Origin of the sequence: Micromonospora sp. URMC 106 (assembly GCF_051386395.1) — a bacterium.
Classification (GTDB): Bacteria; Actinomycetota; Actinomycetes; order Mycobacteriales; family Micromonosporaceae; genus Micromonospora.
Map to the genome: position 1 here is coordinate 31,092 of NZ_JBPQTP010000035.1, position 24,597 is coordinate 55,688.

Below are 24,597 nucleotides of genomic sequence, written 5' to 3' on the forward strand. Positions count from 1 at the left end.
ACTGCGGGGCTCGCAAGCTCACTCCTCGCGCTCACCGGGCACCTCCGGAATTGTCAGGAGCGGACGCCTGCTCCATGGCCGTCCGCCACGCCGGGCCGTACCAGTGCGTGCCGAGCCCCTCGTGGTGCAACTGACCGGCGTGGTAGCCGGCCCGGGCCAGCGCCGACAGTGAATGCGACACCATCTCGTCCGAACCGCACACGTACACGTGCCGCGAGCGCCAGTCGCCGTCGGCCAACGCCCGGTCCACCGGATGCGTGAACTCACCCGGACGGTGCAGGTCCGCGCCCACCACGTACGTCACGGTCAACCACGGAAACGACGACGCGAACTTGTCGATCGCGTCGCTGTCGTAGAACTCGCTGCGCGACCGGGCACCCACGTACAGGTCCACCGTGCGCCGCGAACCCTCCGCCGCGACCTGCTCCACAAGGGCCTTCACCGGCGCCCAGCCCGTGCCCGAGGCCAACAGCAGCAGGTCCGCCGACCCCGCCGACCACAGGGTCAACCGGTCACCCACCGGCGCCGCCAGGTGGATCTGGTCCCCCACCGTGCACCCGTACACCAGGCGCGACGACACCGCGCCACCCGGCGCGGCCCGCACGTGCAGCTCCAACGTGCCGTCCGCCCGGGGCGCGTTCGCCGGGGAGTAGTACCGCCACGACCGCACCGCCGGGTGCGACACCCCGATCGACTGGCCCGGAGCGAACGGCAGCAGGTACTGCGGCCGCAACGTCAGCACCGCCACGTCGAAGCCCCGCCGCTCGTGACCCACGATCTCCGCCACCCACCACGGCGGGTTCACCGCCTCCGCGGCCTGCGCGGCGTCGATCATCACCTTGGACACCAACCCGTACGCGGCGGCCCAGTCCTGGGCCAGGTCCTCGGTCCACTGCTCACCGAGGAAGTGCCGCAACGTCGCCAGCAGCGCCTCCCCGACCGCCGGATAGTGCTCCGCGCGCACCGCGAACTTACGGTGGTCGGCGCCGAGGTCGGTCAGGAAACCGACCAACCGGTCCACCTGGTCCACGTTGGACACGATGTGCCCCAGCGCCGTGACCAGACGGTCCCGCTGCCCCGCCATGTTCGTCGGGAACATCTGCCGGGTGTCGGGATGCGCCAGGAACAGCGTCGAATAGAAATAGAGCGGCACCTGGTCGCCGTGCGCCGCGACCAGGGACCAGCTCTGCTTGAGCCGGGCGGCGTCCACGCTCAGGCGCCCGACCCGTCGCCGGCGGCCACCACCTGGTCCTGCACCTGCGCCAGCACACCCTGCACGTCCGTGATGATGTCGGCCGGAACACCCAGCTCGGTCAGCGTCGCCGTCAGGTGCGCGCCCACCATCGCGTAGTGCTCCACCGGGATGTTCAGCGGCTGGTGCGCCTCGGCGAGACCCCGTCCGGCGTACTCGTTGGGCCCGCCCAACACCACCGTCAGCATCAACGCCAGGTGCCGGCGCTGACCCACCATGTCCACGTTGGAGAAGTAGCCGGCGAGTTCCGGGTCCGCCAGCACCTTGTCGTAGAACAGCTCCACCGCGGCCTTCACCGAACTGGCGCCACCGATGCGCTCGTAGTGGGAGATGGGGGTGGCTTCTTCCGTAACCGTCACGGTCGTTCCTTCCGCTTGAGGGGTTCGCGCGGGGTGGGCGCAAAGGGGCAGACGGTCCGCCCGGCGCGCGACGTCAACCGTTTGGTGACACCCGCATCAGCCGAACCGCGTGTGGGACCATAGCGCGTCGTGCCGCCGCGGTCACCGCCGCCCTATCGGATGCCCGACAGCGTCGGTCACACAGAGTCACATTACGCAGGGCGCCAGATCTACAATGGGCCCACGGCCCGACACGTTCCGTCATCGCCGGCGCGTTCCGCGCCCCGCGACGCTCCACACCGGACCCCGGCGGCCGGCCAACCCCGACGACGGCCTCCCCACGCGGCTGACCACCACAAACGCCCGGCCGATCGAGGGCGCGACGGCGCAGACCCGCCCCGGGCGCACCACGTCGCCACGTCGAGGGGCCTGCCACGGACACAAGTCGCCCGAAAGCCGCGTACATACCCTGCGTCATCACGAAACAGGAGAAAAGCCCGGGCGGGTCACGTCACCGGATCCCACCTGACAGTTCGCGCGCTCACCCGCACGACCGGGCCACGCGACCACGGCGAACTCCACCGGCCCCGACACCGGAGCCGCCGGCCGGACCGTACCCGGCCGCGCCGCAGCGACCGCCCAGCCGGGGGTCGCCCAGCCGCAGCGACCGCTCAGCCAGCCCGGCGTCGGGCCCGGCGCGCCGCCAACTCGTCGCCCACCGACTCCCCCGCCGACGTCACCGGCGGCCCCGCCGGCGCCGACGTCGCGGGCTCCGCCGGCAGATGCGACAGCGACCCCTGGATCTCCTTGAACGCCCCACCGATCGCGATGCCGAACACCCCCTGGCCGCCCTGCAACAGGTCGACCACCTCCTCCGGCGACCGGCACTCGTACACCGTCGTGCCGTCGGAGATCAACGTGATGCCCGCCAGGTCTGCGACCCCACGCGACCGCAGCGCCTCGATCGCCTTCCGGATGTTCTGCAACGACACCCCGGCGTCCAACAGCCGCTTCACGACCTTCAGGACCACCAGGTCCCGGAACGAATACAACCGCTGCGTGCCCGAACCCGACGCGTCCCGCACACTCGGCACCACCAACCCGGTGCGCGCCCAGTAGTCCAACTGGCGGTAGCTGATCCCCACCGCGTGGCAGGCCGTCACACCTCGATAGCCCACGGCGTCGTCACCCTCGGTCGCCGACCCCGGCGGCGCCACACCCGGCTCGTCCAGCTCCGTACCCGGATCGGGATCTCGCGGCTCGTGCATCCGGACAACCTCCCCGCCAGTGCGGTGACACGTCGTTTCCGGGACGTGCACCCCTCGACACGGCAACCCTATAGCCGCCTTCAGGAATTGCCCCGGAGGAACCGTCGCGACACGCCGCGCCACGACAACGAAGATCACCCAACGCGCCGGGGCGTCACGCTGGGTGACGCCCCGGGGGAAAGGAACGGACTCAGCCGGCGAAGTCCTCCGGACGCACCTGATCCAGGAACTCGCGGAACTTCTCCACCTCGTCCTCCTGCTCGTCGGGAATCACGATCCCCGCCTCGCTGAGGACCTCCTCGGCACAACGAATCGGCGCACCGACCCGCAACGCCAAGGCGATGGAATCACTCGGCCGGGCCGACACCCGCACGCCGTCACCGATCAACAGATCGGCGTAGAAGACGTTCTCCTTCAGCTCGGTGATCTCCACCGCCCGCAACGGCGCCTTCAACGCCGCCAGCACATCCCGCAGAAGATCGTGGGTCAGCGGCCGGGCCGGCTTGACCCCCTGCTGCTCGTAAGCGATCGCCGTCGCCTCGACCGCGCCGATCCAGATCGGCAGATAGCGGTCCCCCTCGACCTCCCTGAGCAGGACGATCGGCTGGTTGCTGGGCAGCTCCACCCGAACTCCGACCACGCTCAGCTCGCGCACCGCCGCCTCCGTGTCGTTGTCACCTACGCCGCACCGTGCCCTTCCCTGCACGGTACACGGACCGCGACACGGCCGTCCCATGCGCTACCTGCACCACGCCCGCGCCAGAAAGGGGTTACCCCGGCAAGCCTACGACACGCTTCCCGGGACAGATCTTTCCCCACGACCCCCGCCGGATCACCGACCCAACGTCGACCGCAACCCCACCCGCACCAACGCCGCGTGCAACTGCTGCGACAACGCCACCAACTCCCGCGCCGTCTCCGCCGCACGCGCCCGCGCCGCCGGATCACTCTGCCGCGCCAACGGCGCCACCAACTGCGCGAACAAACCGACCTCCCGGTCCGCCGCCGTCCGGTAGGCCCGCAGATGCCGCGGCTCCAACCCGTACGCCGCCAGACCCGCCACCGCCCGAGCGATGATCAACGCATCGTCGTCGTACCAACCCGGCGGATCCGACACCAGCACACCGAGCCGCTCCAACTCACCCAACGTCGACTCGTCGATACCACTGCGCGCCACCAGATCCGCCCGGCCGAGCCGCACCTGCGGCGACTCGGCCGGCTCATCCGACGCCCGACCCGGCACCTCGCCACCCGGACCCACCGCCACCAACGTCGGCCGCTGCCGACCCGGCGACTCCCCGGACGCGTCCCACTGCGCCAACTGATCACGGATCACCCGCAGAGGCAGATACTGGTCCCGCTGCGCGGTCAGCACAAAACGCAACCGCGCCACGTCATCCCAGCTGTACTTCCGGTAACCCGCCGCCGTCCGCTGCGGCTCCACCAGGCCCTCGGCCTCAAGGAACCGCAACTTCGAAATGGTCACGTCCGGAAAATCCACCCGCAACTGGCCCAGCACCTCACCGATACTCATCAACGGTTGGGCACGGGCCGCCCCGGGCGGCGTGGAGGCCGCAGGCTCGTTCACCCCCGGCCGGCCTCCGCCTCCGGGCGCGGACCGGCGATGAACACCACCCGGAACTTGCCGATCTGCACCTCGTCACCGTTGCTCAACGTGGCCGCCTCGACCCGCTCCCGGTTCACGTACGTGCCGTTCAGGCTCCCCACGTCCCGCACCGTGAACGTGCCACCGTCACGGTGGAACTCGGCGTGCCGCCGCGACACCGTCACGTCGTCCAGGAAAATGTCACTGTCCGGGTGCCGGCCGCTCGTCGTCACATCGTGGTCCAACAGGAACCGGGCACCCGCATTCGGACCACGGCGAACCACCAGCAGCGCCATACCCGGCGGCAACGAACCGGACATCCGGCTCGGCACCACATCGGTGTCCGGCCCTTCCAGCACTTCGTCGAGCGAACCGAGATTGAGCGTCGAAGTGACGTCGAGCGGGGGGAACTCGTCGCCTGGGCGCGTCATGGGACCACCTCACGGATCTGTTCGGTCGGCGTCGGGTAATGGCGGGTCTGGCCGCCGGGCACTCCAACACCCGGCGGCTGGCTCCCCGTGCCCGGGAAGGCAATTCCGCAACGCTCAACTATTGGGTTCTCGGTCGACTGGGCGAGCCTAGCCAGCGCCGAAATGCAGGGCAACCGGACGCGCGGACACAGCCACCGCGCCCGGAGGGGACGCACTCAGCTCTCGGTGAGCTCACGATACGCGTCCGCGGACAGCAGCCCGTCGACCGCCGCCGGATCGTCCGGGGTGATCTCCACCAACCAACCCGCACCGTACGGATCAGTGTTGATCACCTCAGGGGTGTCGCCGAGCGCCTCGTTGCGCGCCGCCACCGTACCGCTGAGCGGGGCGTAGATCTCCGACACGCTCTTCGTCGACTCGATCTCACCCAACGACTCACCGGCCGCCACCACCGCACCCTCATCGGGCAGCTGGACATACACGATGTCACCCAGGGCGTCCTGCGCGAAGTGGGTGATGCCGACCCGCACCGGGCCGCCACCGTCACCCGCCACCCACTCGTGCTCGGCGGTATACCGCAGATCCTCAGGAATCACCAGACGCGTCCTTCACCATCGACGCACCGGACAACCACCGGTGCGAGCCGCGCCGGTCAGGAGACCGGACGGGCGTGTTCCAGCTTGATCGGCGCGTGCAGCGCCGAAACCTCGGCAGCCTCACGATCCTCAACGATCAACTTACCGCCGTCACCCGTCACCGACGCCACCACCCCGCCAGGAATGTTCAACGCCGTACGCATCGTCGCCGGATCACCGATCACCGTGATCGTGAACGGGCCCGTCAACCGACGCCCGTCCACCACCAACGACCCGCCCTCCCCGTCCAGGAAGTACGTCGACGCGATGATCCGCACCGTCGCCCGGTCACCACCGGAGATCTGCATCGCCTCCGCGCCCGCGCCCCGCAGCTCCTGCACCGCGTCCAACACCCGCGACGCCGAGATCGGCCTCTCACCGGCCTCGAACCGCACCGCCAACCCCGGACCCTTCGCCGGCAACGTCCCCGCCAGGATGCCCAACTCGTCGGCCCGCCGCGTCGCCTCGTCCAACGCCGCCTGCCGCCCCTGCTCACCCGAACGCAACTGCCGCTGGCTCTCCTCCAGCGCCGCGATGTCCTGCCGCAGCCGGACCTCCCGCGAGTTCAGGTCGTACAGGATCCGGACCAGGTCCTCCTGCCGCGTCGCAGCCACCGTCGGATCCGTCGACGTCGACTTCAACTGCACCACCAGCGTGAAGCCCAACAACGCCAGCAGCGCCGAGATCATCACCCCGGCCGAACTCACCCGCCGCCGCGGCGACGACCCCGCGCCCTCCGCCACCGACCCGCCCGCGCCGGCAGCCCGGCTCAGGTCCACCGTCGCGCCCTCGTCCGGCTCCGCCACGTCCGGCTCCGCCGCCGGCGCCGACCGCTGCGGCGCCAACGGGCTCAACTCGTCCGGATCCGGCGCGTCCGGCCGCGGATCCGGCTCCCCCGCCGGGCCCGACGGCCGCACCGGCCCCGCCGGCTGCGGCCAACCCGTGCCCGTCTCCGTGTGCTCGTCGCTGCTGCTCATCGCCACAAACCTACGCCCGGAACAGGTGCCGACGGATCGCCGCCACATTCCCGAAGATCCGCACACCGAGCACGACCACCACGCCCGTCGACAGCTGACCACCCACGCCGAGCTGATCGCCCAGATAGACGATCAGCCCCGCCACCAGCACGTTGGAGATGAACGACACCACGAACTGCTTGTCGTCGAAGATCCGGTCCAGCTTCGCCCGCACCCCGCCGAACACCGCGTCCAACGCCGCCACCACCGCGATCGGCAGGTACGGCTGCAACCCCGCGGGAACCGTGGGATCGAGCCACACCCCGAGCACCACACCGGCGAGCAACGCCAGCACCGCGATCATCGACCACCTCCGGAGGGGCTGGGAGACGTCCTCGAACCGGACGGCTGAGGACCGGCGGAACGGTCCGCCCCCGACGGCGACGGACTCGCGCTCACCGGAGGCTCCGCGTAGCGTAGCCGCGGCTCCGGAGCGGCCGGCAGGGTGAGGTCCTCCGCCTCCCGAACCCCGAACGACAACCCCGTGTCCTCGGCCACCTTCCGCATCGTCAACGCGCTGCGGCTGTCCTCGAACCGGTCCCGCATCGACCCCGGACCGATCGCCGACACCTCGTACGGCCCCGTCACGGGCCGGAAGTCCACCAGGATCGCCTGCCCCGCCGACCGGATCGTCGACGTCGCCGTCAACCGCTGCCCGTTGATCGCGATCGCCTCCGCGCCGGCGGCCCACAGGTCGTTGGCGACCCCCTGCAGGTCGCTGTAGATCACCCTGGACGGACCCACGTCCCTGCCCGTCACCGCGTCCGGATTCTGCGGCGCGTCCGCCAGCCGCACCACCACACCGTCACCGCGCACCCGACCCAGGCCCGTGCCCGCCTCCAGGTTGCGCAACCGCGCCGCCTCCGAGCCGCCCAGCGCCGCGGCCCGCTGCCGCGCCACCTCCGCGCGCAACTGGTCCGCCCGCGCCGACAACTGGTCGGTCTCGCTCTCCCGCTGCTTAATCTGCTCCACCAGCCCGGACCGGGCCTGACTGCGCCCGGGCTCGGCCTCCAGCGTCTGCCGGTACGCCACCGCGAACAGGAACCCCAGCAACACCGCCACGACCAGGCTCACCGACCGCGCCGACCAGTGCCGCCAGCCCGACGGCGGCGCCTGCCGCTCCCGGCGCCGGGCCGCCGCGTCGGCGTACCCCGGGTCCAACGGGTTGCGGAACAGCTCGGTGAGGAAGTCCGGGGCGTACACCCGGTCGGAGCGTCCCGCGCCCGACGGGGGCGTCATGCCGACGCTCCCCCGGCCCGCACGGCCCTGACCAGCCGGCTCGCCTGCACCACGTACATCGCGCCGGCCACCCAGTAGAGCACCAGGCCCCACCACGCCAGCCCCCAGCCGATCGCCCCCGCCACCGCGGCGGCGTCCGGGACCGCCGCCGCCAGCAGCAGCACCGGGAACGCGGCCAACAGCAGGAACGTCGCGGTCTTGCCCACGTAGTGCACCGGCGGCGGGCCGTACCCGAACCGGCGCAGCACCGCCAGCGACCCGAGCAGGAGCAGCTCCCGGGCCAGCAGCGCCGCGGTGAACTCCCAGGGCACCACGTCCCGGGCGGTGAACCCCACCAGGGTGGCGAGGATGTAGAGCCGGTCGGCGGCCGGGTCGAGCAGCTCACCCAGCCGGCTGACCTGTCGCATCCGGCGCGCGACCCACCCGTCCACCCAGTCCGTCGTGCCGCCGACGGCCAGCACCACGATCGCGGCCACGTCGGCGTGCGCCACGAGCAGGAGGTAGAGGAAGAGCGGGACGCCGAGCAGCCGGACGAAGCTGATCAGGTTCGGCAGGGTCAGGACGCGGTCCCCCACGGCCGGTGCGCTCGTGCCGGCGCCGGCCTCCGGGTGCTCCGAGCGAGCCGGCCGACGCGACACCGAACCTCCTCCGCCGCACGTCCGCGCCGCCCGACCGAGGACGGGCGGCGCGGAGGCACGTGCACGCTGTCGGGCCGGCTGACGCCGGCACCCCCTGCGATCCCTGACGGGACCGGCGCCTGACTCGGCCCGCGACCGTGACGATCTCGGGCCGGCTGACTGCGCTGCCACTATATCGGGCCCCCCGTCGCCCTCCCGGCCTCAGGCGCGGTGCGCCCTCGGCGGTCCGTTCGTTTCGGTCGGGACCGTCACTACCCCTAAGGCATCCTAGGACACTAGAGGGAAGCATCGAACCACGGCGGGCGCGGACGGGCGTCAGGCGGTACGGACCGACGCGTCCGGCTGCGGCTCCGCCACGGCCGCGGCGGCGGCCTGCTCGAATGCCTGCAGGGCCAGCAACAGCTCGTGCTGCGCCCGACCCGGCATCCGGTCCAGCACCGCCTGCACGGCCCGCTGGCGGCGTTCCTTCAACTCGCGCAGCAGCGTCTCGGCCGCGGCGGTCGGCACCAGCCGCACCTCCCGCCGGTCGCGGGGGTCGGCCACCCGACGCAGCAGGCCGGTGGCCTCCAACCGGTCGCAGAGCCGGCTCGCCGAGGACGGTACGACGTCCAGCAACTCGGCCAGGCCGTTGACGTTGGTCTCCGGCCGGCTGCTGATCAGCGACAGCACGCGCAGCTGGGTCGGCGAGACGGGCATCTGGTGCCGGGAGGCGGCGGAGTCGAGCACACCGACGAGCGCCTCGGCGGCGGCGTCGATCGCCGCGGCGAGATCCGGAGGTCGTTCCACCAGGTGTCCCCTGCGATCGTCCCGCTCGTGCCCGGCCGTCCCGGCGACGGCTCTCACCCGTCGCCCCGGCCGCCGGAACCGCGCCAGTCCAGGCAGACCACGACCGCGTCGTCGCCGAGATCGGTGTCCGCGTGCCAGGCGTGCAGTTCGCGCATCACCGTACCAACCGCCTCGGCCGGCGGTTGCAGCCGCGTGGAGCGCATCGCCCGCGCCATCGCCCGCTCGCCGTACGCCCCCCGGTCACCGGGGTCGGCCGCCCACACCCCGTCGCTGACCACGAACAGCCGGTCCCCCGGCTCCAGGTCGAACTCCTGCACGTCGTAGCGGGCCTCGGCGAACATGCCCAGCGGCAGCTGCTGCTCCAGCCGGATCGGCGTGACGGTGCCGCCGCGTAGCCGCAGCAGGTGCGGGGAGCCCGCGTCCACCGCCCGCACCCGACCGGTCACGGTGTCCAGTTCCAGCAGGAGCGTGGCCACGTAGCGGTGGCCGCGGTGCTGGTAGAAGACGGTGTCGGAGGCCAGCTCGGCCTGCTCGACGAGACCGCCGCCGGAGCGCCGGGCGTTGCGCAGCGCGTTCACGGTGACCGCCGTGAGCAGCGCCGCGGCCAGCCCGATGCCGGAGCCGTTCAGCACGGTCGTCGTGAGCCGGTCACCGTCCACGGACCAGTCGAAGTGGTCCCCGCCCACCGTGTACGCCGGCTCCAGCTGGCCGGCCAGCTCGAACGCGCCATGGCTGACGCTGCGGCCCGGCAGCAGCTCCCACTGCATCTCGGCGGCCATGCTCAGCCGCTCCCGCCGGCGGACCCGGCGGTACCGGTCGGTCTCCCGGTCCGCCGCCCGCAGCACCACGGCCAGGTCGCCGGCGATGTCGGCCACGCGGTCCACCGTGTCCGGGCCGGGCGCTGCCGGCAGCTCGACCAGGAGCACGCCCAGCCGCTCCCCCCACACCGACAGCGGCAGGTAGAGCCGGCACCGGCCCGCCTCGTCCGCGTCGGTCACCGGCTGCTGGCTGCTGAAACAGCGCTGCGCCATGCTGCGGCAGGCGAGGAATCCCCCGTCGGGCAGCTCCGGATCCAGCACCGGCCACAGCCCGCTGATCCGGTAGTCGGCGATGAACACGTCCGTGCGGGACGCGCCCAGGCTGGCCCGGAGTGCCTGGTCCGCCGCCTCCACCACCCGATCGGGTGGCGCCGTCCGCAGCGCACGCGAGACCTGGCCCGGTGCCTCCAACATTGATCACCCTCCGGAACACTTGCCGTAGGGCAAGCATCATACGGAGGTGGCCCCGGCGACCGGTCGGCGGGCGAGGCCGGGTCAGCCGGCCGAGCGGACGGCGACCGCGCCGTGAAAGGCGTCCGGAACCTGCGCCGGCGGGCCGTCGGGACGCCACCGGGTGATCGGCACGATGCCGTCGGCGGTGGGCGTCCAGCGGCCGAGCAGCGGCGCGAACGCGGCCGGCGGGCGCATCCGGAACGACGGGCCCATCATCGCGAGGGCCTCCGGGTACGCGGCCAGCTCCTCGGTGTCGAAGTCGACCGCGAGCAGGCTGCCCGGCGCCGTGGCCTCGTAGAGCTCGTCGAGGGTGCGGGCCAGCGTCTCGTCGTCGAGGAACGCGGCCAGGCCGAGGAAGACCACCCCGACCGGCCTCCTCCCCCACCCCGGCAGGAACCGGTGCAACTGGGCGCGGTCCACCGTGCCGATGTCGGTGGCGTCGCCGAAGCCGTAGCCGGCCCGGTCGCTGCCGGCGAGCAGGCGCTGCCCGAGGCGGATGGTGACCGGGTCGACGTCGGTGTAGAGCACGGTGGCCTCCGGGGCCACCTCGTGCACGTTGCCCATGGTGGGCACCCCGGCGCCGAAGACCAGGAAGCTGTCCACCCCCTGCGCGACCATCGCCCGCACCGCACGGCCCAGGAAGGCGCGCAGCTCGCGGAAGACCGGCGCGCACGGCCCGTACGCCTGCTCGAAGGCGCGGGCCGCCGCCACGTCCACCGGGAAGTGGTGCTCCCCGCCGAGCCAGAAATCGATCATTCGCGCGGTGCTCGGCTGGTCCGGCTCCACCATCGACGACGCTCCCTCCCCGGCGGTCGTCGACAGCGTACCGACCGGTCGTCCTGGGCGGTATCGCCCCGCCGACAGCCGCCGGACCGCGATACTGGCCGGGAACCGGCGGGAGGTGGGCGGTGAACTCGGCGAACGGCGCGGCGGTGGTCGTCGGCGTGGACGGCTCGGAGTCGGCCCTTCGCGCCGTACGGCTGGCGGCCGTCGAGGCGGCCCGCCGGCACCGCCCGCTGCGGATCGTGCACGGGTTCATCTGGCCCCTGCTGCACGTGCCGGTGGACGCGCCCGCCGCCGGCCCGCCCGGCGCCGGGCTGCGCCACCAGGCGGAACAGCTCGTCGCCGCCGCGACCGACGAGGCCGAGGCGACGGTGCCCGGGCTGCGGATCTCCGGCGAGATCATCGACGGGGAGGCCGCCGCGGTGCTGCTCGGCGAGTCGCCGACCGCCGCCATGATCGTGCTCGGCGACCGAGGGCTCGGCGGCTTCTCCGCCCTCGTGGTCGGCTCCGTCGCCGTGCAGGTCGCCTCGTACGCCGACTGCCCCGTGCTGGTCGCCCGCGGCACGGACCGCCCCGACGGGCCCGTGGTGGTCGGGGTCGACGGCTCCGAGACGTCCCGGCTCGCCGCGGAGTTCGCCATCGAGGAGGCGTCGGTGCGCGGCGCCGAGCTGGTCGCGGTGCACGCCTACCGGCACCCGGCCTCCAGCGGCCCCGGCGACATGCAACCCCTCGTGTTCGACGAGAGCAAGCTGCGCTCCGAGGAGGATCGGGTGGTGGCCGAGTCGCTGGCCGGGCTGACCGAGCGGTCGCCACAGGTGCCGGTCCGCCGGGAGACCGTCCGGGGCCGCGCCACGACGGTACTCGCCGAGGCCTCCCGGTCGGCCCAACTGCTGGTGGTGGGCCGGCAGGGACGCGGCGAGCTCACCGGGCTGCTGCTGGGCTCGGTGAGCCAGTCCGTACTGCACCACGCCGACTGTCCGGTCGCCGTCATCCGCGCGCCCCGCTGAGCCCGCCGCGGGGTTGGCCCCGGCGCAGACGGGTAGACGACCGCGGTACGCCAACGGCGAGGACGACCGGAGGAGGCAGTGATGCCAGGACCACGGCCGGGCAGCAACGCGTACGACAAGCAGCGGGCACGCATTCGCGACGCCATCGACGATTCGGGACGACGGGTGCCGGACCGCAAGGCGAACGAGGTCGCCAACCGGATCCTGCAGTCCGACCGTGGGCAGCGGGGCGTGGTACGCGGTGACCGGGTGTACGGCCCCAAGGGCGAGCGAGAACCGGGCGACCCGAAGTGAGGGCGCGGCTCCTGGCCGACGGGGCGATCGCCGGCGCGGTCGGCAGCGCCGCCCTGAACGTGGTCAGCTACCTCGACATGGTGCTCCGGGCGCGGCCCGCGAGCAGCACCCCGGAGGACACCGCCGGGCGGCTGGCCGGGGTGGCGCACGTGGACCTGGGGCCCGAGGACCGGGCGGCGAACCGCCGCTCGGGCCTCGGGCCCCTGCTCGGCTACGGGTTGGGCGTCGCCGCGGGCGTCGGGTACGCCCTGCTCGCCCGGGGCCGCCGGATGCCCCTGCCGCTGGCCACCGGCGTGCTCGGCGGCGGCGTGATGACGATGTCCGACGGGTCGATGACGCTGCTCGGCGTCACCGATCCCCGCACCTGGCGCCGGTCGGACTGGGTGGCCGACATCGTGCCGCACCTCGCGTACGGCGTGGCGGCCGCAGCCACGTGGAACCGGCTGCGGCCGCCCGTGTCGGGACGGGACGGCTAGCCCCCGGCGCTCTCGTCGTCGGCGACCGGCTCCATCGCCGGCCCGTACGGCGAGACCTGCCCCCGCGGCACCGGCCGGCCCTCGTCGCCGCGCGACGAGCCGCGGTTGAGCGGGTGGCCGGTCGGGCGCGGGCCCTTGCTGTCCTGGCTGGTGGCGCCCTTGTTGTTGCGGCGGAACTCCTCCTGCTGCGGGTTCACCACGGGTCTCTCCTTCCGGGATTCGACCGGGTCCGGCACCGGTTACCCGGTGCCGTCTGCGGCATGCCGGCCGGGGCGAACGGCCGCGGGGGTGACCCGGCCCGCAGCGGGTACACACCGAGGATGGGCGACGACCGGAGGGTGGCGCGGATCCTGCTGGAGCGGCGGGGCCGCACGTACGCCGAGGACGCGGGCATCCGGCTCGCCGACCGACCCGGCCCGCTCTACCAACTGCTGGTGCTCGCCACGCTGCTGAGCACCCGGATCCGGGCCGGGGTCGCGGTGGCCGCCGCCCGCGAACTGTTCGCCGCCGGCTACCGGACCCCCCAGGCGATGGAGGCGGCGAGCTGGCAGGACCGCGTCGACGCGCTGGGCCGGGGCCACTACCGCCGCTACGACGAGCGGACCTCGACGATGCTCGGCACCGGGGCGCGGCTGTGCCTGGACCGCTGGCGCGGCGACCTGCGCCGGCTGCACCGCGAGGCGGGTGGGGAGCCGGCGGCGCTGCGCCGCCTGCTGACCGAGTTTCCCGGCATCGGCCCGACCGGGGCCGACATCTTCCTGCGCGAGGTCCAGGTGGTCTGGGCGGACCTGCGCCCGTACGCCGACCGGCGGGCGCTGTCCGGCGCGGAGCGTCTCGGCCTGCCCCGCTCGCCGGACCGGCTGGCGGGGCTGGTGCGGCCGGGCGACTTCGGCAGGCTGGCATCGGCGCTGGTGCGGGTGGCGCTCGGCGAGGAGTCCCCCGGCGAGGTCGCCCGCGCCGCCGGCCGGTGAGGCGCCCCGACCCGCCGGGTCGGCAGGCGTGCCGCGTGCGGCGGGTTCACTTGACGGTCTTGTCGCCCGGCTTGGTCAGGTGCCACACCAGCAGCGCCGCGAGCAGCGCGAGCACCACGAGCCCGCCGGAGACCCCGCGGCCGTCCTCCTCGCTGCGGCCGGTGGTACCGAAGTAGATCACCGCGAGCCCGGCCAGCACGGTGACGAACGTGCGCATCCCTCGGTCCTTCACGTACCGGACGGTACGGCCGTCGCCCGCCCGGGTGTGGCCGGTTCGTCCGGGTTCACCCGACCGTGGCGGGCCCGGTCAGGGCGCGGCGGAGAAGCCCCGCAGGCGGACCCGGCGGATCGTGCGGCCGGAGACCTCCACCACCTCGACGGTCAGCCCCGGCAGGTGCACCGTCTCCCCCGGGCCGGTCGGCAGGTGGCCCAGCCCGGCCAGCACCAGCCCGGCCACCGTCGTGTACTCCCGTGACGGCCGGAACTGCAGCCGCACCCCCACGTCGGCCAGGTCGTGCAGCGGGAAGTCGCCGGACACCAGCAGCGAGCCGTCCGGTTCCCGGGTCACCCCCGTCACGTCCCGGTCGGTCTCGTCGTACAGCTCTCCCACCACCTCCGCCAGCAGGTCCTCCATGGTGACCATGCCGTCGACCCCGCCGTGCTCGTCGACGACCACGGCGAGCTGCTGGTGGCACACCCGCAGCCGGCGCAGCGCGTCGGACACCGGCAGGGTGCCCGGCAGCAGCAGCGGCGGACGGGCCCGGTCGCCGACCGTCGCGGCCCCCGCCTCGACGAGGTCGCGGATGTGCACCACCCCACGCACCTCGTCGAGCCCGCCGGGCCCGACGACCGGGGCGCGGGACCGCCCGGCGGCGGCGAGGCGGCGCAGCCCGTCGGCGGCGGGCAGGGTCGCGGGGAGCACGGTCACGTCCAGCCGGGGCACGAGGATCTCCCGCAACGTCCGGCCGGCGATGTCGAACGCGCCGGTGAGGATCTCCCGCTGCTGCGCGGACAGGCCCCGCTGGCTGACCAGCATCTCCCGCAGCTCGTCCTCGGTCATCTCCGTCCGGCTGGCCCGCGGATTCCCGCCGGCGAGCCGCACCACCACGTCGGTGGCCTTGCTGAGCAGCCAGACGGCCGGCCGGGACAGCCGGGCCAGCAGGTCCAGCGGGCCGGCGCTGAGCAGCCCCCAGCGTTCCGCGCGCTGCATCGCCAGCCGCTTGGGCGCCAACTCCCCGACGACCAGGGTGACGAAGGTGAGCAGCACGGTGACCAGGACGACCGCGGCGCCGCGCGCGGCCCCGCCGAGGAAGCCCAGCGGCCCGACCAGCGGCTCGGCCAGGGAGACCGCGGCGGCGGCGGAGGCGAGGAACCCGGCCAGGGTGATGCCGAGCTGGATGGTCGCCAGGTAGCGGTTGGGATCGCGGACCAGCCGGGCCAGCCGCTCCCCGGAGCGGCTGCGCCGTCCCAGCTGCCGCACCTGCCCCTCGCGCAGCGTCACCAACGCCATCTCGCTGCCCGACAGGGCCGCGTTGACGAGCACCAGCACGGCCACCAGCGCGAGCTGCCCGAGCAGCGACCCCATGTCAGTCGACCTCCAGGTCGTCGAGGGAGATCTTGTGCGTCATCAGCCACCGGGCCAGCGCCGACATCCCGAACAGCCACAGCGGTGCGGACTCGGTGGTGCCGTTGGTGGCGAAGATCGCGAAACGCAGGTCCGGCGCCCGGTACGCCTCGATCCGCCATTTGTGCTGCCTGTCCCGCCAGACCGCGGAAGGGTCCATGGGCGTCACGGTAGGCGACCATCGGCCCCGCCGGGGCGGCTTCAGGACCCGGCCGCGACCACGACCCGGGCGTCGTCGGGCAGTCGCCGGGTCGCCCCCCGGCGGTCCAGCAGCTCCAGCAGCGGCACGGCGACGCGGCGGGTGGTGTCCAGCGCCTGCCGGGCGGCGCTGAGCGTGAACGGCTGCGGCAGCCCCGCCAGCACCCGGACGGCCTCGTCGACCGCGCCGGGCAGCAGCACCACGTTCTCGGCGAGCCGCAGCAGCGCCCCGGCGCGCACCGCCGCGCCGATCTCGCGGGGCCCCAACCCCAGCTCGGCGAGGCGCTCGGCTTCGGGGGCCCGGAACGGACGCTCGGCGTACTCGGCGCGGACCCGGGCGACGGCGCGGGCCACCGGTTCCGGCAGCGCGTCGGCGGCGGACGCGGTCACCCGGCCGGCGTGCGTCCGCAGCGGCGGCCGGACCAGCGCCTCGACCAGCGCCCGGTCGGGCAGGTCGAGACGCTGGCGCAGCAGCTCGACCGGCGCGCCCGGCTCCAGCGGGTGCTCCCGGGCGTGCCGGGCCACCTCCTCGGCGAGCCGGGCGCCGAGCCGCCGCCAGTGCTCCGGGTCGGCCAGCCAGTCGCCCGCGACGGGCCGGCCGGTGACCTCGACCCCGGTGCGGCGCAGGTCGCCGGCGCGGGCCAGCCGCCGGCGGCGCAGCTCGCCGGCCAGGTCCGGCCGGCCGTCCACGGTCGCCAGCACGCCCGCGCGGGCGGCCGCCGCGCCCCGGCGGGTCAGCGGCGGCGGGGCGACGTCCAGCACGGTCACCCCGCCGGCGACGTGGTGCCGGCCCGGGTCGCGCAGCAGCGCCCGGTCGCCGATCAGCAGCGGCAGCGGCCGGGCCAGCCGCAGCCGGACGGTGTCCGGGCCCAGCGGCCGCACCCGGGCGGGCACCGCCGCCGCGCCGACGTGCAGGGTGAGGGTGGCGGGCAGCTCCGCCGCCGGGTCGCCGGCCAGCCGGACGTCCAGCAGGTCGGTGCGGTGGAACCGGCCCGGGGTGAGCAACGCGTCGCCACGCCCCACCCGCTCCCGGGGCGTGCCGCGCAGGTTCACCGCCACCCGGGCCACCGCGGCGACCTCGTCCCGGGCCGCGCCGAGGCGGTGCAGGCCGCGCACCCGCACCGGCTCCCCGGTCGCGGCGAGCTCCAGCTCGTCGCCGACCCGCAGCCGGCCGGCGCCGAGGGTCCCGGTGACCACGGTGCCGGCGCCCCGGACGGTGAACGCGCGGTCCACCCACAGCCGCACCGGGGCGTCGGCCGCCGGGGACGGCAGCCGGGCGGCGAGCCGGTCCAGCGCCGCCCGCAGCTCCGGCAGGCCCCCGCCGGTCACCGCGCTGACCGCCACCGCCTCGACCGCGCCGAGGGAGGTGGCCGCCAGCTCCGCGCGGGCCCGGGCCGCCGCCGGCGCCGGGTCCGCCAGGTCCGCGCGGGTCACCACCAGCAGGCCGTACGACACCCCGAGCGCGTGCAGCGCGGCCAGGTGCTCGGCCGACTGCGGCATCCACCCCTCGTCGGCGGCGACCACGACCAGCGCGGCGGGCACCGGGCCGACGCCGGCGAGCATGTTCGGCACGAAGCGCTCGTGCCCCGGCACGTCGACGAACGCGACCGTCGCGCCGGAGGGCAGGGTGGACCAGGCGAAGCCGAGGTCGATGGTCATGCCCCGGCGGCGCTCCTCGGCCCACCGGTCGGGCTCCATCCCCGTCAGCGCCCGGACGAGCGTCGACTTGCCGTGGTCGACGTGCCCGGCGGTGGCCACCACGAACACGTCTCAGTCGTCCCCCGGCACCCGCAGCACGGCGGCGCGGACGGCGGCGTCGGCGTCGGCGGGGACGCAGCGCAGGTCCAGCAGCAGCCGGCCGCGGACGACCCGGCCGAGCACCGGCGGGTCCCCGACGCGCAGCGGCTCGGCGTACCGCTCGGGCAGGCTGAGCGCCCACGACGCCAGCTCGACGCCGGGGGCGCCGCCGCCGCCGACGACCGCGCCGGCGGGCACCACCTCCGCCTTGCGCCCGTCGGCGGCGAGGGCGTCGCGCAGCCGCTCGGTGCGCCCCCGCAGGGCGCCCGGGTCGGCGTGCAGCGCGTACCGGGTGGGGGTGGCCGGGTCGGCGAGGGTGGCCGCGAGCGCGGCGAGGGTCAGCTTGTCCACCCGCAGCGCCCGCGCGAGAGGGTGCCGGCGCAGCCGTTCGACCAGGTCGGCGGCGCCGAGCAGCAGCCCCGCCTGCGGCCCGCCGAGCAGCTTGTCGCCGCTGGCCGTGACCAGGGCCGCCCCGGCCCGCAGGGTGCCGGCGGCGTCGGGCTCGTCGGGCAGCAGCGGGTCGGGGGCGAGCAGCCCCGAGCCGATGTCGGCGACCACCGGCACGCCGAGGGTGGCCAGCCGCCGCACCGGCACCGCCGAGGTGAAGCCGGTGACCTGGAAGTTCGACGGGTGCACCTTGAGCACGAAACCGGTACGCGGGCCGATCGCGGCGGCGTAGTCGTCGAGCGTGGTGCGGTTGGTGGTGCCCACCTCGCGCAGCCGCGCGCCGGTGCTCTCCAGCAGGTCGGGCAGGCGGAACCCGTCGCCGATCTCCACCAGCTCGCCCCGGCTGACCACGATCTCGGCGTCGGCGGCGAGAGCGGTGGCGGCGAGCACCAGCGCGGCCGCGCCGTTGTTGACCACGTGCACCGCGCCCGCGTCGGGCACCGCGGCCGCGAGGGCGTCGAGGGCGTCGCGGCCGCGCCGGGCCCGCCGGCCGGTGCGCAGGTCCAACTCGACGTCGGTGTGCCCGGCGGCGGCGGTGACCGCCGCGACGGCGGCGGGCGACAGCGCGGCGCGGCCCAGGTTGGTGTGCAGCACCACACCGGTCGCGTTGAGCACGGCCCGGGGGCCGGGCGCGGGCAGGGCGGCCAGCGCGGCGTCGCGCACCGCCTCGGGGGCGATCTCGCCCCGGCGGGCCCGCTCCTGCGCGCCCCGGACGGCGGCCTTGACGCGGTCCCGGCCCAGGGTCGCCGCGGCGGCGGCCAGCCGGGGGTCGGCGAGCAGCGCGTCGGTGCGCGGCACCCGTCGGCGCGGATCGGCGGCGACGTCCCCCATGGCCCCCTCTTCCGGCAGCTTGGCGGAGACGGACGGGAATCGAACCCGCCTGGCCCGGATCCCGGACCACACCGGTTTTGAAGACCGGGAGGGGCACCAGCCGCCTGAACGCCTCCACGCAGCAGTGAACCACAGCCCCCGCGCGCGGGTGCGGTCGGGCGTCAGCCGTCGGCGGCGCGCCGCCGGGCGATGCGTTCCCGCTGCGGCACCACCGTGTACTTCGGATCCTTCGCCGAGGCGACGCCACCGTGGAAGATGCCGAAGCGGGTGGCGACCGACGCGCCCAGCAGCGCCGCCCCGGACAGCGCGGAGACCGTCCGGCTGCGCCGCCCGAGCAGCGCGCCGGCCACCCCGGCCGCCGTCAGCGCCCGCCCGACGCGCAGCAGCCGGCCGGCCCGCCCGGTGCGGTAGGGCTCGCTGAGCAGCCCGAGCCGGGTCTCCACCCGGTGCGAGCCGAACAGTTCGAGGGCGGCGCCGGCCACCGCCATCCGCCGGGCCGGACCGGCCTGCGCGGTCGGCGCGGCGATCAGCCCCACGCCGGCGCCGCTGGCCAGCGCGCTGCCCGCGAAGATGGTGGGCAGCTCCGGGTACGCCTCGTGCCAGGACGGCACGGCCGTGTCGGCGAGCAGCACCCCGGTGTACGTGGCCAGCGCCGGCGCGGTCACCGCGGCGGCCAGCCCGGCGGCGTGCCCGACCGGTGGTAGCACCCGGCGGGCGAGCCCCGGCAGGCCCCGCTCGGGCAGCCACGCGGCGCCCTCGGCGACCGCCGCGATCCCGGCGGCCGGGCCGTACGCGCTGAGGATCCAGGTGCCCACGGACATCGGCGAGGTCGGCTTGGCCACCCGCAGCATGTGGTGGAACCGGGCCGGCCGACCCAGGTCCCTGATCAGGAAGACGGCGCTGGCGGTGACCGCCGCCAGCGAGGTGACCCGGCCGGCGCGGCGCAGCGCGGGCCGGCCGGTGACCTGCCCGCCCGCCGCGAGCAGCGACGAGCCGGCCGCCAGCCCGCCGGTGAACAGGTACGCGGCGATGTCCCACTTCCAGACGGGGGCCTTGAGGATCGGCCGGCCGTAGTAGGAGGTGAACTCGGCCTCGGGGACGGCGAGTTCCTCGCCGCCGCGCCGCCCACCACGCTTCTGACTCACGAGGAACCTCCGACAAACGCGGCGACGGCCGCCGCCGCCATGGCCAGGGCGGCCAGGCCGGCCCGCTTCCACATCTTCGGCAGGTCACGGGTCGTGACCACCGGGTCCGGCGGCAGGCCGTACACCTCGGGCTCGTCGAGCAGCAGGAAGAACGCGCCGTCGCCGCCCACCCCGTCGTCGGGGTCGTGCCCGTAGAGCCGCGCCTCGGCGACGCCCCGCTCGTGCAGGGTCGCGACCCGGGCCGCGGCTCGCTCCCGCAGTTCGTCGAGGGGGCCGTACTGGATGGACTCGGTCGGGCACGCCTGCGCGCAGGCGGGGGTCATCCCGGCGCCGATCCGGTCGTAGCACAGGGTGCACTTCCACGCCCGGCCGTCGCCCGCGCGCTGGTCGATGACGCCGTACGGGCAGGCGGAGATGCAGTAGCCGCAGCCGTTGCAGATGTCCTCCTGCACCACCACCGTGCCGAACTCGGTGCGGAACAGCGACCCGGTGGGGCAGACGTCCAGGCAGGCCGCGTGGGTGCAGTGCTTGCAGACGTCGGACATCATCAGCCAGCGGAAGTCGGTGCGCCCCTCCGCGCCGCCGGCGCGCCCCGGCGGCTGCGCCCCGGGCATGCCCAGGAACTCCGGCCCGGCCGGCGCTCTCCCGGGGCCCGCCATCCGCGCGGCCGCGTCCGGAGAGCCCGGCGGCACACCCGGATCGGTGCCGGTCGGGTTGCCGGTGCCGGCGGCCACGGCCGCGGACGAGGCACTGACCGACCCGCCGGTCGGGGTGCCGGCGAACGGCGGGCTGCGGTGCCCGGCCGGGCGGGGCTGTTCGACGAACGCCACGTGCCGCCACGAGTTGGCGGTCAGCGCGCCCGTGTTGTCGTACGACATGCCGAGCAGGTCCAGCCCCGAACCGGGGACGTCGTTCCACTCCTTGCACGCCACCTCGCAGGCCTTGCAGCCGATGCAGACGCTGGTGTCGGTGAAGAAGCCCATCCGGGGCGGGGCGTCGGCCCAGCCCGCCTCCGGGGCGGGATCGAGCGGCCCGGACAGGCTGTTCGGGTCAGGAAGCACCGCGGCCCTCCCCGCCGTCGCCGGCCGTCTCCGCCGGGACCGCCCCCGGCGTCACGGTCGGCGGCGGGTGGCCGGGTTCGATGCCGGCGCGCCGCCGGTAGTCCGCCACCAGGTCCCGCAGGGCCGGGCCGGTGGGCCGGCGGCCCGGACGCACGTCACAGGTACCGATCTTGCTCTCCTGGATCAGCACGTTCGGGTCCAGGGTGATCCCGAACAGGTCGTTGGCCGAGTCGCCCGTCACCAGGCCCTCGAACCCGAAGTGGTACGGCAGCCACACCTGGTGGATCACCCGGCCGTCCACCCGCAGCGGCGTCAGCCGGTCGGTGACCAGCACCTTCGCCTCGATGACCGCCCGCCCGCTGACCAGGTGCGCCCAACCCAGGTGCGCCAGGCCCCGCTCGGCGGCCACCTCCGGCGACACCTCGACGAACATCTCCGGCTGCAACTCCGCCAGGGGCCGCACGGTGCGGCTCATCCCGCCCGCCGTGTGGTGCTCGGTGAGCCGGCTGACCGTGAACACGTACGGGAAGACGTCGCTGTGCTCCTGCGGCGGGCTCGGGTTCACCGAGTTCACCGGGTGCGCGTACACCTTGCGCGTGGGGTTGGCCTGCTGCCGGTACAGCGGGTTGCGCACCGGCGACTCGGCCGGCTCGTAGTGCGTCGGCAGCGGGCCGTCGAGCACCCCGCTGGGCGCGTACAGCCAGCCCTTCCCGTCGCCCTGCATGACGAACGGGTCGTCGCCGGCGATCCCCTCCGTGCCGGACGCGCCCTCCGGCGGCCGGTACGTCGGCGGCTTCGTCCGCTCGAAGTCCGGCACGTCGTAGCCGGTCCACTCCGCCGCGTCCGGGTCCCACCAGACGTACTTCTTCCGCTCGCTCCACGGGCGGCCCTGCGGGTCGGCGGAGGCGCGGTTGTAGAGGGTGCGCCGGTTCGCCGGCCAGGCCCAGCCCCACTCGGCGGCCACCCAGTCCTGCTCGTGCCGGGGCTTGCGCCGGGCGGCCTGGTTGACGCCGTCGGCGTACACCCCGGAGTAGATCCAGCAGCCGACGGCGGTCGAGCCGTCGTCGCGGGCCTCGGCGAACGTGGACAGCGGCCGGCCGGTCGCCACGTCGTACCCGTTGATCTCGCGCAGCACCGCGTCGGCGCTCGGCTCGGCGTGCGGGCCGTGCGTGGGGTAGTCCCAGGCCAGATCGAGCAGCGCCCGGTCGCGCGGCAGGTCGGAGCCGGCCAGCTTCTCCCGCAGCCGGCGCCCCAAGTGGTAGAAGAACCACAGCTCGGAGCGGGCGTCGCCCGGCGGGTCGAGGGCCTTCTCCCGCCACTGCAGCAGCCGCTGGGTCTGGGTGAAGGTGCCCTCCTTCTCCACGTGCGAGGCGGCCGGCAGGAAGAACACCTCGGTCCGGCACTCGGTCGGAACGATCTCGCCGGTGGCGACCTCGGGGCCGTTGCGCCAGAACGTGGCGCTCTCGATCATGAACAGGTCGCGGACCACCAGCCAGTCCAGGTTGGCCATGCCCAGGCGCTGGGCCCGACCGTGCGCCGAGCCGACCGCCGGGTTCTGCCCGAGCAGGAAGTAACCCTTCACCTTCCCGTCGATCATGTTCAGCACCTGCTGGTACGTGCCGTGGTCGCCGGTCATCCGGGGCATGTACCCGTAGCAGAAGTCGTTCTGCGGCGTCGCCGCGTCCCCCCAGTACGCCTTGAGCAGGCTCGCCGCGTAGGCGCGGGCGTTGCCCCAGAAGCCCTTCTGGCCCGGGTGGCGGATGCTGTCCACCCACGCGTCGAAGGTGGGGTGGTCGGCGTGGTGCGGCATCGGCAGGTAGCCGGGCAACAGGTTGAACAGGGTCGGGATGTCGGTGGAGCCCTGGATGCTGGCGTGCCCCCGCAGGGCGAGGATCCCCCCGCCGGGACGGCCCATGTTGCCCAGCAGCAACTGGATGATCGCGCCGGTGCGGATGTACTGCACGCCGACGCTGTGCTGCGTCCACCCCACCGAGTAGATCAGCACCCCGGTGCGTTCCCGGCCTGAGTTCTCCGTCCACGCCCGGGCCAGTTCCAGGAACTTCTCCCGCGGGATGCCGCAGACCCGCTCCACCATCTCCGGGGTGTATCGGGCGAAGTGCCGCCTCAGGATCTGGTAGACGCAGCGCGGGTGCTGCAACGTCTCGTCCCGCTCGGTCTGCCCGCCAACCTGCGCGCCGTGCGACTCGTGGCGCAGCCCGGCGGCGGTGTCCCGCTCCTTCGCGGTGTGCCCGCTGCCCGAGTCGGACTCGTGGCCCGCGTACTGCCAGGAGTCCTGGACGTAGCTGCCCGTCTCCGGGTCGAAACCCGAGAAGAACCCGTCGCCGTCCTCGGTGTCGACGAACCGCTCGCTGACGATCGTCGCGGCGTTCGTGTAGGCCAGCACGTACTCCCGGAAGTCCAGCTCGTTCTCCAGGATGTACCGCACCACGCCGCCGAGCAGCGCGATGTCGGAGCCCGCACGGATCGGCAGGTAGGTGTCGGCCAGCGCGCTGGTGCGGGTGAACCGCGGGTCGACGTGGAACACCTTGGCGCCGCGCCGCTTGGCCTCCATCACCCACTGGAAGCCCACCGGGTGGGCCTCGGCCATGTTCGAGCCCTGGATGACGATGACGTCAGCGTTGGCGACGTCCTGCTGGAAGTCCGTCGCGCCACCGCGACCGAAGCTGGCCCCCAGACCGGGGACGGTGGCGGAGTGTCAAATGCGCGCCTGGTTCTCGATCTGGAGCGCCCCCATCGCCGTGAACAGCTTCTTGATGAGGTAGTTCTCCTCGTTGTCCAGCGTCGCCCCGCCCAGGCTGGAGATGCCCAGCGTGCGATTGAGCGGCCGGCCCTGGGCGTCGACGTCCTCCCAGGTCTCGGCGCGGGCGGCGAGGATCCGGTCGGCGATCATGTCGAGCGCGACGTCGAGGTCCAGGTCCTCCCACTCGGTGCCGTAGGGGCGCCGGTAGCGGACCTTCGTCTGCCGCAGCGGGCTGGTGACCAGGCTCTTGCTGGCGGAGCCCTTCGGGCAGAGCCGCCCCCGGGAGATGGGGCTGTCCGGGTCGCCCTCGATCTGGGTGACCCGCTCGTCCTTGACGTACACCCGCTGCCCGCAACCGACCGCGCAGTAGGGGCAGACCGAGCGGGCCATCCGGTCGGCGGTCTCGGTGCGCGCGGTCAGCCCGGCCGAGCGCGCGGACTGCGCGGCGGCGCCCCGGCCCAGCGGATCGGTGCCGGTGAGCTGCCGGTAGACCGGCCAGCTCTCGATGAAGGTCCGCAGACCCACCCCGCGACACCCCCTTCCGCGGCCCCGACGCCGTCGACCCCCTCGAACACTAGGGCAGCCCGCACGCGCCCGCGACCCGAGCCTCCGATCACCACCCGCCGGTCACCGTCCGCCTCGCCTTTTTCGGGTACGCGACAGACGGCGCCGCCCCCGTCAGCGGCATGTCCTGCCACCCGTCGACCTGCTTCAGACCCTTC

27 protein-coding genes and 1 tRNA gene are annotated in these 24,597 nt (G+C 74.3%); 4 read left to right on the forward strand and 24 right to left on the reverse strand.

Annotation, left to right across the window (positions count from 1 at the left end):
- Window positions 1-31: 31 nt before the first annotated feature.
- The 14 genes from ACSNOB_RS13955 to ACSNOB_RS14020 all read right to left on the reverse strand — a co-directional run bounded on the left by ACSNOB_RS13955 (window position 32) and on the right by ACSNOB_RS14020 (window position 11,269).
- Window positions 32-1,210, reverse strand: coding sequence for a globin domain-containing protein (locus ACSNOB_RS13955; RefSeq protein WP_436687032.1), 1,179 nt, complete (start codon window positions 1,208-1,210; stop codon window positions 32-34).
- A gap of 2 nt (window positions 1,211-1,212) precedes the next feature.
- Window positions 1,213-1,611 (reverse strand): group I truncated hemoglobin, encoded by a 399-nt coding sequence (locus ACSNOB_RS13960; protein ID WP_436687033.1) that lies wholly within the window; start codon window positions 1,609-1,611, stop codon window positions 1,213-1,215.
- Between the two features lie 650 nt (window positions 1,612-2,261).
- Window positions 2,262-2,858 carry a MerR family transcriptional regulator gene (locus ACSNOB_RS13965; RefSeq protein ID WP_436687034.1) on the reverse strand — a complete coding sequence of 199 codons (597 nt, stop codon included), beginning with the start codon at window positions 2,856-2,858 and terminating at the stop codon, window positions 2,262-2,264.
- A gap of 190 nt (window positions 2,859-3,048) precedes the next feature.
- A complete protein-coding gene (locus tag ACSNOB_RS13970; protein ID WP_120730687.1) occupies window positions 3,049-3,513 on the reverse strand; it encodes a bifunctional nuclease family protein in 465 nt (154 codons plus the stop codon).
- Between the two features lie 177 nt (window positions 3,514-3,690).
- Window positions 3,691-4,392 carry a transcriptional regulator FtsR gene (gene ftsR / locus ACSNOB_RS13975; protein WP_436687035.1) on the reverse strand — a complete coding sequence of 234 codons (702 nt, stop codon included), beginning with the start codon at window positions 4,390-4,392 and terminating at the stop codon, window positions 3,691-3,693.
- A gap of 50 nt (window positions 4,393-4,442) precedes the next feature.
- Entirely contained in the window at window positions 4,443-4,895 is a 453-nt protein-coding gene (odhI, locus tag ACSNOB_RS13980) for an oxoglutarate dehydrogenase inhibitor Odhl (RefSeq protein WP_393107919.1), read from the reverse strand.
- A 215-nt stretch (window positions 4,896-5,110) separates the two neighbouring features.
- Entirely contained in the window at window positions 5,111-5,491 is a 381-nt protein-coding gene (gene gcvH / locus ACSNOB_RS13985) for a glycine cleavage system protein GcvH (protein ID WP_393107921.1), read from the reverse strand.
- A gap of 56 nt (window positions 5,492-5,547) precedes the next feature.
- Window positions 5,548-6,507, reverse strand: a complete 960-nt coding sequence (locus tag ACSNOB_RS13990) for a DUF881 domain-containing protein (RefSeq protein ID WP_436687036.1) — start codon at window positions 6,505-6,507, stop codon at window positions 5,548-5,550.
- Window positions 6,508-6,517: 10 nt separating this feature from the next.
- Entirely contained in the window at window positions 6,518-6,850 is a 333-nt protein-coding gene (locus tag ACSNOB_RS13995; RefSeq protein ID WP_091106953.1) for a small basic family protein, read from the reverse strand.
- The gene (locus ACSNOB_RS14000) at window positions 6,847-7,785 is read right to left on the reverse strand and encodes a DUF881 domain-containing protein (RefSeq protein WP_436687037.1); all 939 of its coding nucleotides are present in this window, start codon (window positions 7,783-7,785) and stop codon (window positions 6,847-6,849) included. The genes ACSNOB_RS13995 and ACSNOB_RS14000 overlap by 4 nt, the downstream gene beginning before the upstream one ends.
- Window positions 7,782-8,423 (reverse strand): CDP-alcohol phosphatidyltransferase family protein, encoded by a 642-nt coding sequence (locus ACSNOB_RS14005; protein ID WP_436687038.1) that lies wholly within the window; start codon window positions 8,421-8,423, stop codon window positions 7,782-7,784. The genes ACSNOB_RS14000 and ACSNOB_RS14005 overlap by 4 nt, the downstream gene beginning before the upstream one ends.
- A gap of 315 nt (window positions 8,424-8,738) precedes the next feature.
- Window positions 8,739-9,209, reverse strand: a complete 471-nt coding sequence (locus ACSNOB_RS14010; RefSeq protein ID WP_436687039.1) for a MarR family transcriptional regulator — start codon at window positions 9,207-9,209, stop codon at window positions 8,739-8,741.
- Between the two features lie 53 nt (window positions 9,210-9,262).
- Window positions 9,263-10,441, reverse strand: a complete 1,179-nt coding sequence (locus ACSNOB_RS14015; protein ID WP_436687040.1) for a PP2C family protein-serine/threonine phosphatase — start codon at window positions 10,439-10,441, stop codon at window positions 9,263-9,265.
- A gap of 81 nt (window positions 10,442-10,522) precedes the next feature.
- Window positions 10,523-11,269 (reverse strand): SAM-dependent methyltransferase, encoded by a 747-nt coding sequence (locus ACSNOB_RS14020; protein WP_436687041.1) that lies wholly within the window; start codon window positions 11,267-11,269, stop codon window positions 10,523-10,525.
- A gap of 119 nt (window positions 11,270-11,388) precedes the next feature.
- Here ACSNOB_RS14020 and ACSNOB_RS14025 point away from each other — a divergent pair, with 119 nt between their 5' ends.
- From ACSNOB_RS14025 to ACSNOB_RS14035, 3 genes are all read left to right on the forward strand, one after another.
- Complete coding sequence (locus ACSNOB_RS14025; RefSeq protein ID WP_436687042.1) at window positions 11,389-12,270, forward strand: universal stress protein; 882 nt, start codon at window positions 11,389-11,391, stop codon at window positions 12,268-12,270.
- Between the two features lie 81 nt (window positions 12,271-12,351).
- Window positions 12,352-12,564, forward strand: coding sequence for a phosphatidylethanolamine-binding protein (locus ACSNOB_RS14030; protein WP_436687043.1), 213 nt, complete (start codon window positions 12,352-12,354; stop codon window positions 12,562-12,564).
- Window positions 12,561-13,040: a hypothetical protein gene (locus tag ACSNOB_RS14035; protein ID WP_436687044.1), complete on the forward strand. Its 480-nt coding sequence runs from the start codon at window positions 12,561-12,563 to the stop codon at window positions 13,038-13,040. The genes ACSNOB_RS14030 and ACSNOB_RS14035 overlap by 4 nt, the downstream gene beginning before the upstream one ends.
- On the opposite strand, the gene ACSNOB_RS14040 is transcribed toward ACSNOB_RS14035, so the two are convergent.
- On the reverse strand, window positions 13,037-13,240 hold the full coding sequence (locus ACSNOB_RS14040) for a hypothetical protein (protein WP_436687045.1): 204 nt from the start codon (window positions 13,238-13,240) through the stop codon (window positions 13,037-13,039). The two genes, ACSNOB_RS14035 and ACSNOB_RS14040, sit on opposite strands and share 4 nt — an antisense overlap.
- Window positions 13,241-13,360: 120 nt before the next feature.
- On the opposite strand from ACSNOB_RS14040, the gene ACSNOB_RS14045 reads away from it, so the two are divergent.
- Window positions 13,361-14,011, forward strand: a complete 651-nt coding sequence (locus tag ACSNOB_RS14045; protein WP_436687046.1) for a hypothetical protein — start codon at window positions 13,361-13,363, stop codon at window positions 14,009-14,011.
- 46 nt (window positions 14,012-14,057) lie between these two features.
- Here ACSNOB_RS14045 and ACSNOB_RS14050 read toward each other — a convergent pair whose 3' ends face one another.
- The 9 genes from ACSNOB_RS14050 to fdh all read right to left on the reverse strand — a co-directional run bounded on the left by ACSNOB_RS14050 (window position 14,058) and on the right by fdh (window position 24,400).
- The gene (locus ACSNOB_RS14050; RefSeq protein WP_210838630.1) at window positions 14,058-14,243 is read right to left on the reverse strand and encodes a hypothetical protein; all 186 of its coding nucleotides are present in this window, start codon (window positions 14,241-14,243) and stop codon (window positions 14,058-14,060) included.
- Between the two features lie 75 nt (window positions 14,244-14,318).
- Window positions 14,319-15,596: a hemolysin family protein gene (locus ACSNOB_RS14055; RefSeq protein ID WP_436687047.1), complete on the reverse strand. Its 1,278-nt coding sequence runs from the start codon at window positions 15,594-15,596 to the stop codon at window positions 14,319-14,321.
- 1 nt (window position 15,597) lies between these two features.
- Window positions 15,598-15,795, reverse strand: a complete 198-nt coding sequence (locus ACSNOB_RS14060; protein WP_089000292.1) for a hypothetical protein — start codon at window positions 15,793-15,795, stop codon at window positions 15,598-15,600.
- 41 nt (window positions 15,796-15,836) lie between these two features.
- Entirely contained in the window at window positions 15,837-17,600 is a 1,764-nt protein-coding gene (gene selB, locus ACSNOB_RS14065) for a selenocysteine-specific translation elongation factor (protein ID WP_436687048.1), read from the reverse strand.
- Between the two features lie 3 nt (window positions 17,601-17,603).
- The gene (gene selA, locus ACSNOB_RS14070; protein WP_436687049.1) at window positions 17,604-18,908 is read right to left on the reverse strand and encodes an L-seryl-tRNA(Sec) selenium transferase; all 1,305 of its coding nucleotides are present in this window, start codon (window positions 18,906-18,908) and stop codon (window positions 17,604-17,606) included.
- A 20-nt stretch (window positions 18,909-18,928) separates the two neighbouring features.
- Window positions 18,929-19,024, reverse strand: a tRNA-Sec gene (locus ACSNOB_RS14075).
- 45 nt (window positions 19,025-19,069) lie between these two features.
- The gene (gene nrfD, locus ACSNOB_RS14080; protein ID WP_436687050.1) at window positions 19,070-20,125 is read right to left on the reverse strand and encodes an NrfD/PsrC family molybdoenzyme membrane anchor subunit; all 1,056 of its coding nucleotides are present in this window, start codon (window positions 20,123-20,125) and stop codon (window positions 19,070-19,072) included.
- Complete coding sequence (locus ACSNOB_RS14085) at window positions 20,050-21,114, reverse strand: 4Fe-4S dicluster domain-containing protein (RefSeq protein ID WP_436687051.1); 1,065 nt, start codon at window positions 21,112-21,114, stop codon at window positions 20,050-20,052. Before ACSNOB_RS14085 ends, nrfD begins: the two co-directional genes overlap by 76 nt.
- A complete protein-coding gene (gene fdh, locus ACSNOB_RS14090; protein ID WP_436687052.1) occupies window positions 21,104-24,400 on the reverse strand; it encodes a formate dehydrogenase in 3,297 nt (1,098 codons plus the stop codon). The genes ACSNOB_RS14085 and fdh overlap by 11 nt, the downstream gene beginning before the upstream one ends.
- Window positions 24,401-24,597 lie beyond the last annotated feature (197 nt).

What these genes read in the sequence shown, in the direction of transcription:
- selA (WP_436687049.1), bottom strand. Translation starts at nt 18,908, where the DNA reads ATGGGGGACGTCGCCGCCGATCCGCGCCGACGGGTGCCGCGCACCGAC.
- ACSNOB_RS14015 (WP_436687040.1), bottom strand. Translation starts at nt 10,441, where the DNA reads ATGTTGGAGGCACCGGGCCAGGTCTCGCGTGCGCTGCGGACGGCGCCA.
- ACSNOB_RS14055 (WP_436687047.1), bottom strand. Translation starts at nt 15,596, where the DNA reads ATGGGGTCGCTGCTCGGGCAGCTCGCGCTGGTGGCCGTGCTGGTGCTC.
- odhI (WP_393107919.1), bottom strand. Translation starts at nt 4,895, where the DNA reads ATGACGCGCCCAGGCGACGAGTTCCCCCCGCTCGACGTCACTTCGACG.
- ACSNOB_RS14045 (WP_436687046.1), top strand. Translation starts at nt 13,361, where the DNA reads ATGGGCGACGACCGGAGGGTGGCGCGGATCCTGCTGGAGCGGCGGGGC.
- ACSNOB_RS13990 (WP_436687036.1), bottom strand. Translation starts at nt 6,507, where the DNA reads ATGAGCAGCAGCGACGAGCACACGGAGACGGGCACGGGTTGGCCGCAG.
- ACSNOB_RS13995 (WP_091106953.1), bottom strand. Translation starts at nt 6,850, where the DNA reads ATGATCGCGGTGCTGGCGTTGCTCGCCGGTGTGGTGCTCGGGGTGTGG.
- ACSNOB_RS13965 (WP_436687034.1), bottom strand. Translation starts at nt 2,858, where the DNA reads ATGCACGAGCCGCGAGATCCCGATCCGGGTACGGAGCTGGACGAGCCG.
- ACSNOB_RS14060 (WP_089000292.1), bottom strand. Translation starts at nt 15,795, where the DNA reads ATGGACCCTTCCGCGGTCTGGCGGGACAGGCAGCACAAATGGCGGATC.
- ACSNOB_RS14000 (WP_436687037.1), bottom strand. Translation starts at nt 7,785, where the DNA reads ATGACGCCCCCGTCGGGCGCGGGACGCTCCGACCGGGTGTACGCCCCG.
- ACSNOB_RS14030 (WP_436687043.1), top strand. Translation starts at nt 12,352, where the DNA reads ATGCCAGGACCACGGCCGGGCAGCAACGCGTACGACAAGCAGCGGGCA.
- ftsR (WP_436687035.1), bottom strand. Translation starts at nt 4,392, where the DNA reads ATGAGTATCGGTGAGGTGCTGGGCCAGTTGCGGGTGGATTTTCCGGAC.
- ACSNOB_RS14020 (WP_436687041.1), bottom strand. Translation starts at nt 11,269, where the DNA reads ATGGTGGAGCCGGACCAGCCGAGCACCGCGCGAATGATCGATTTCTGG.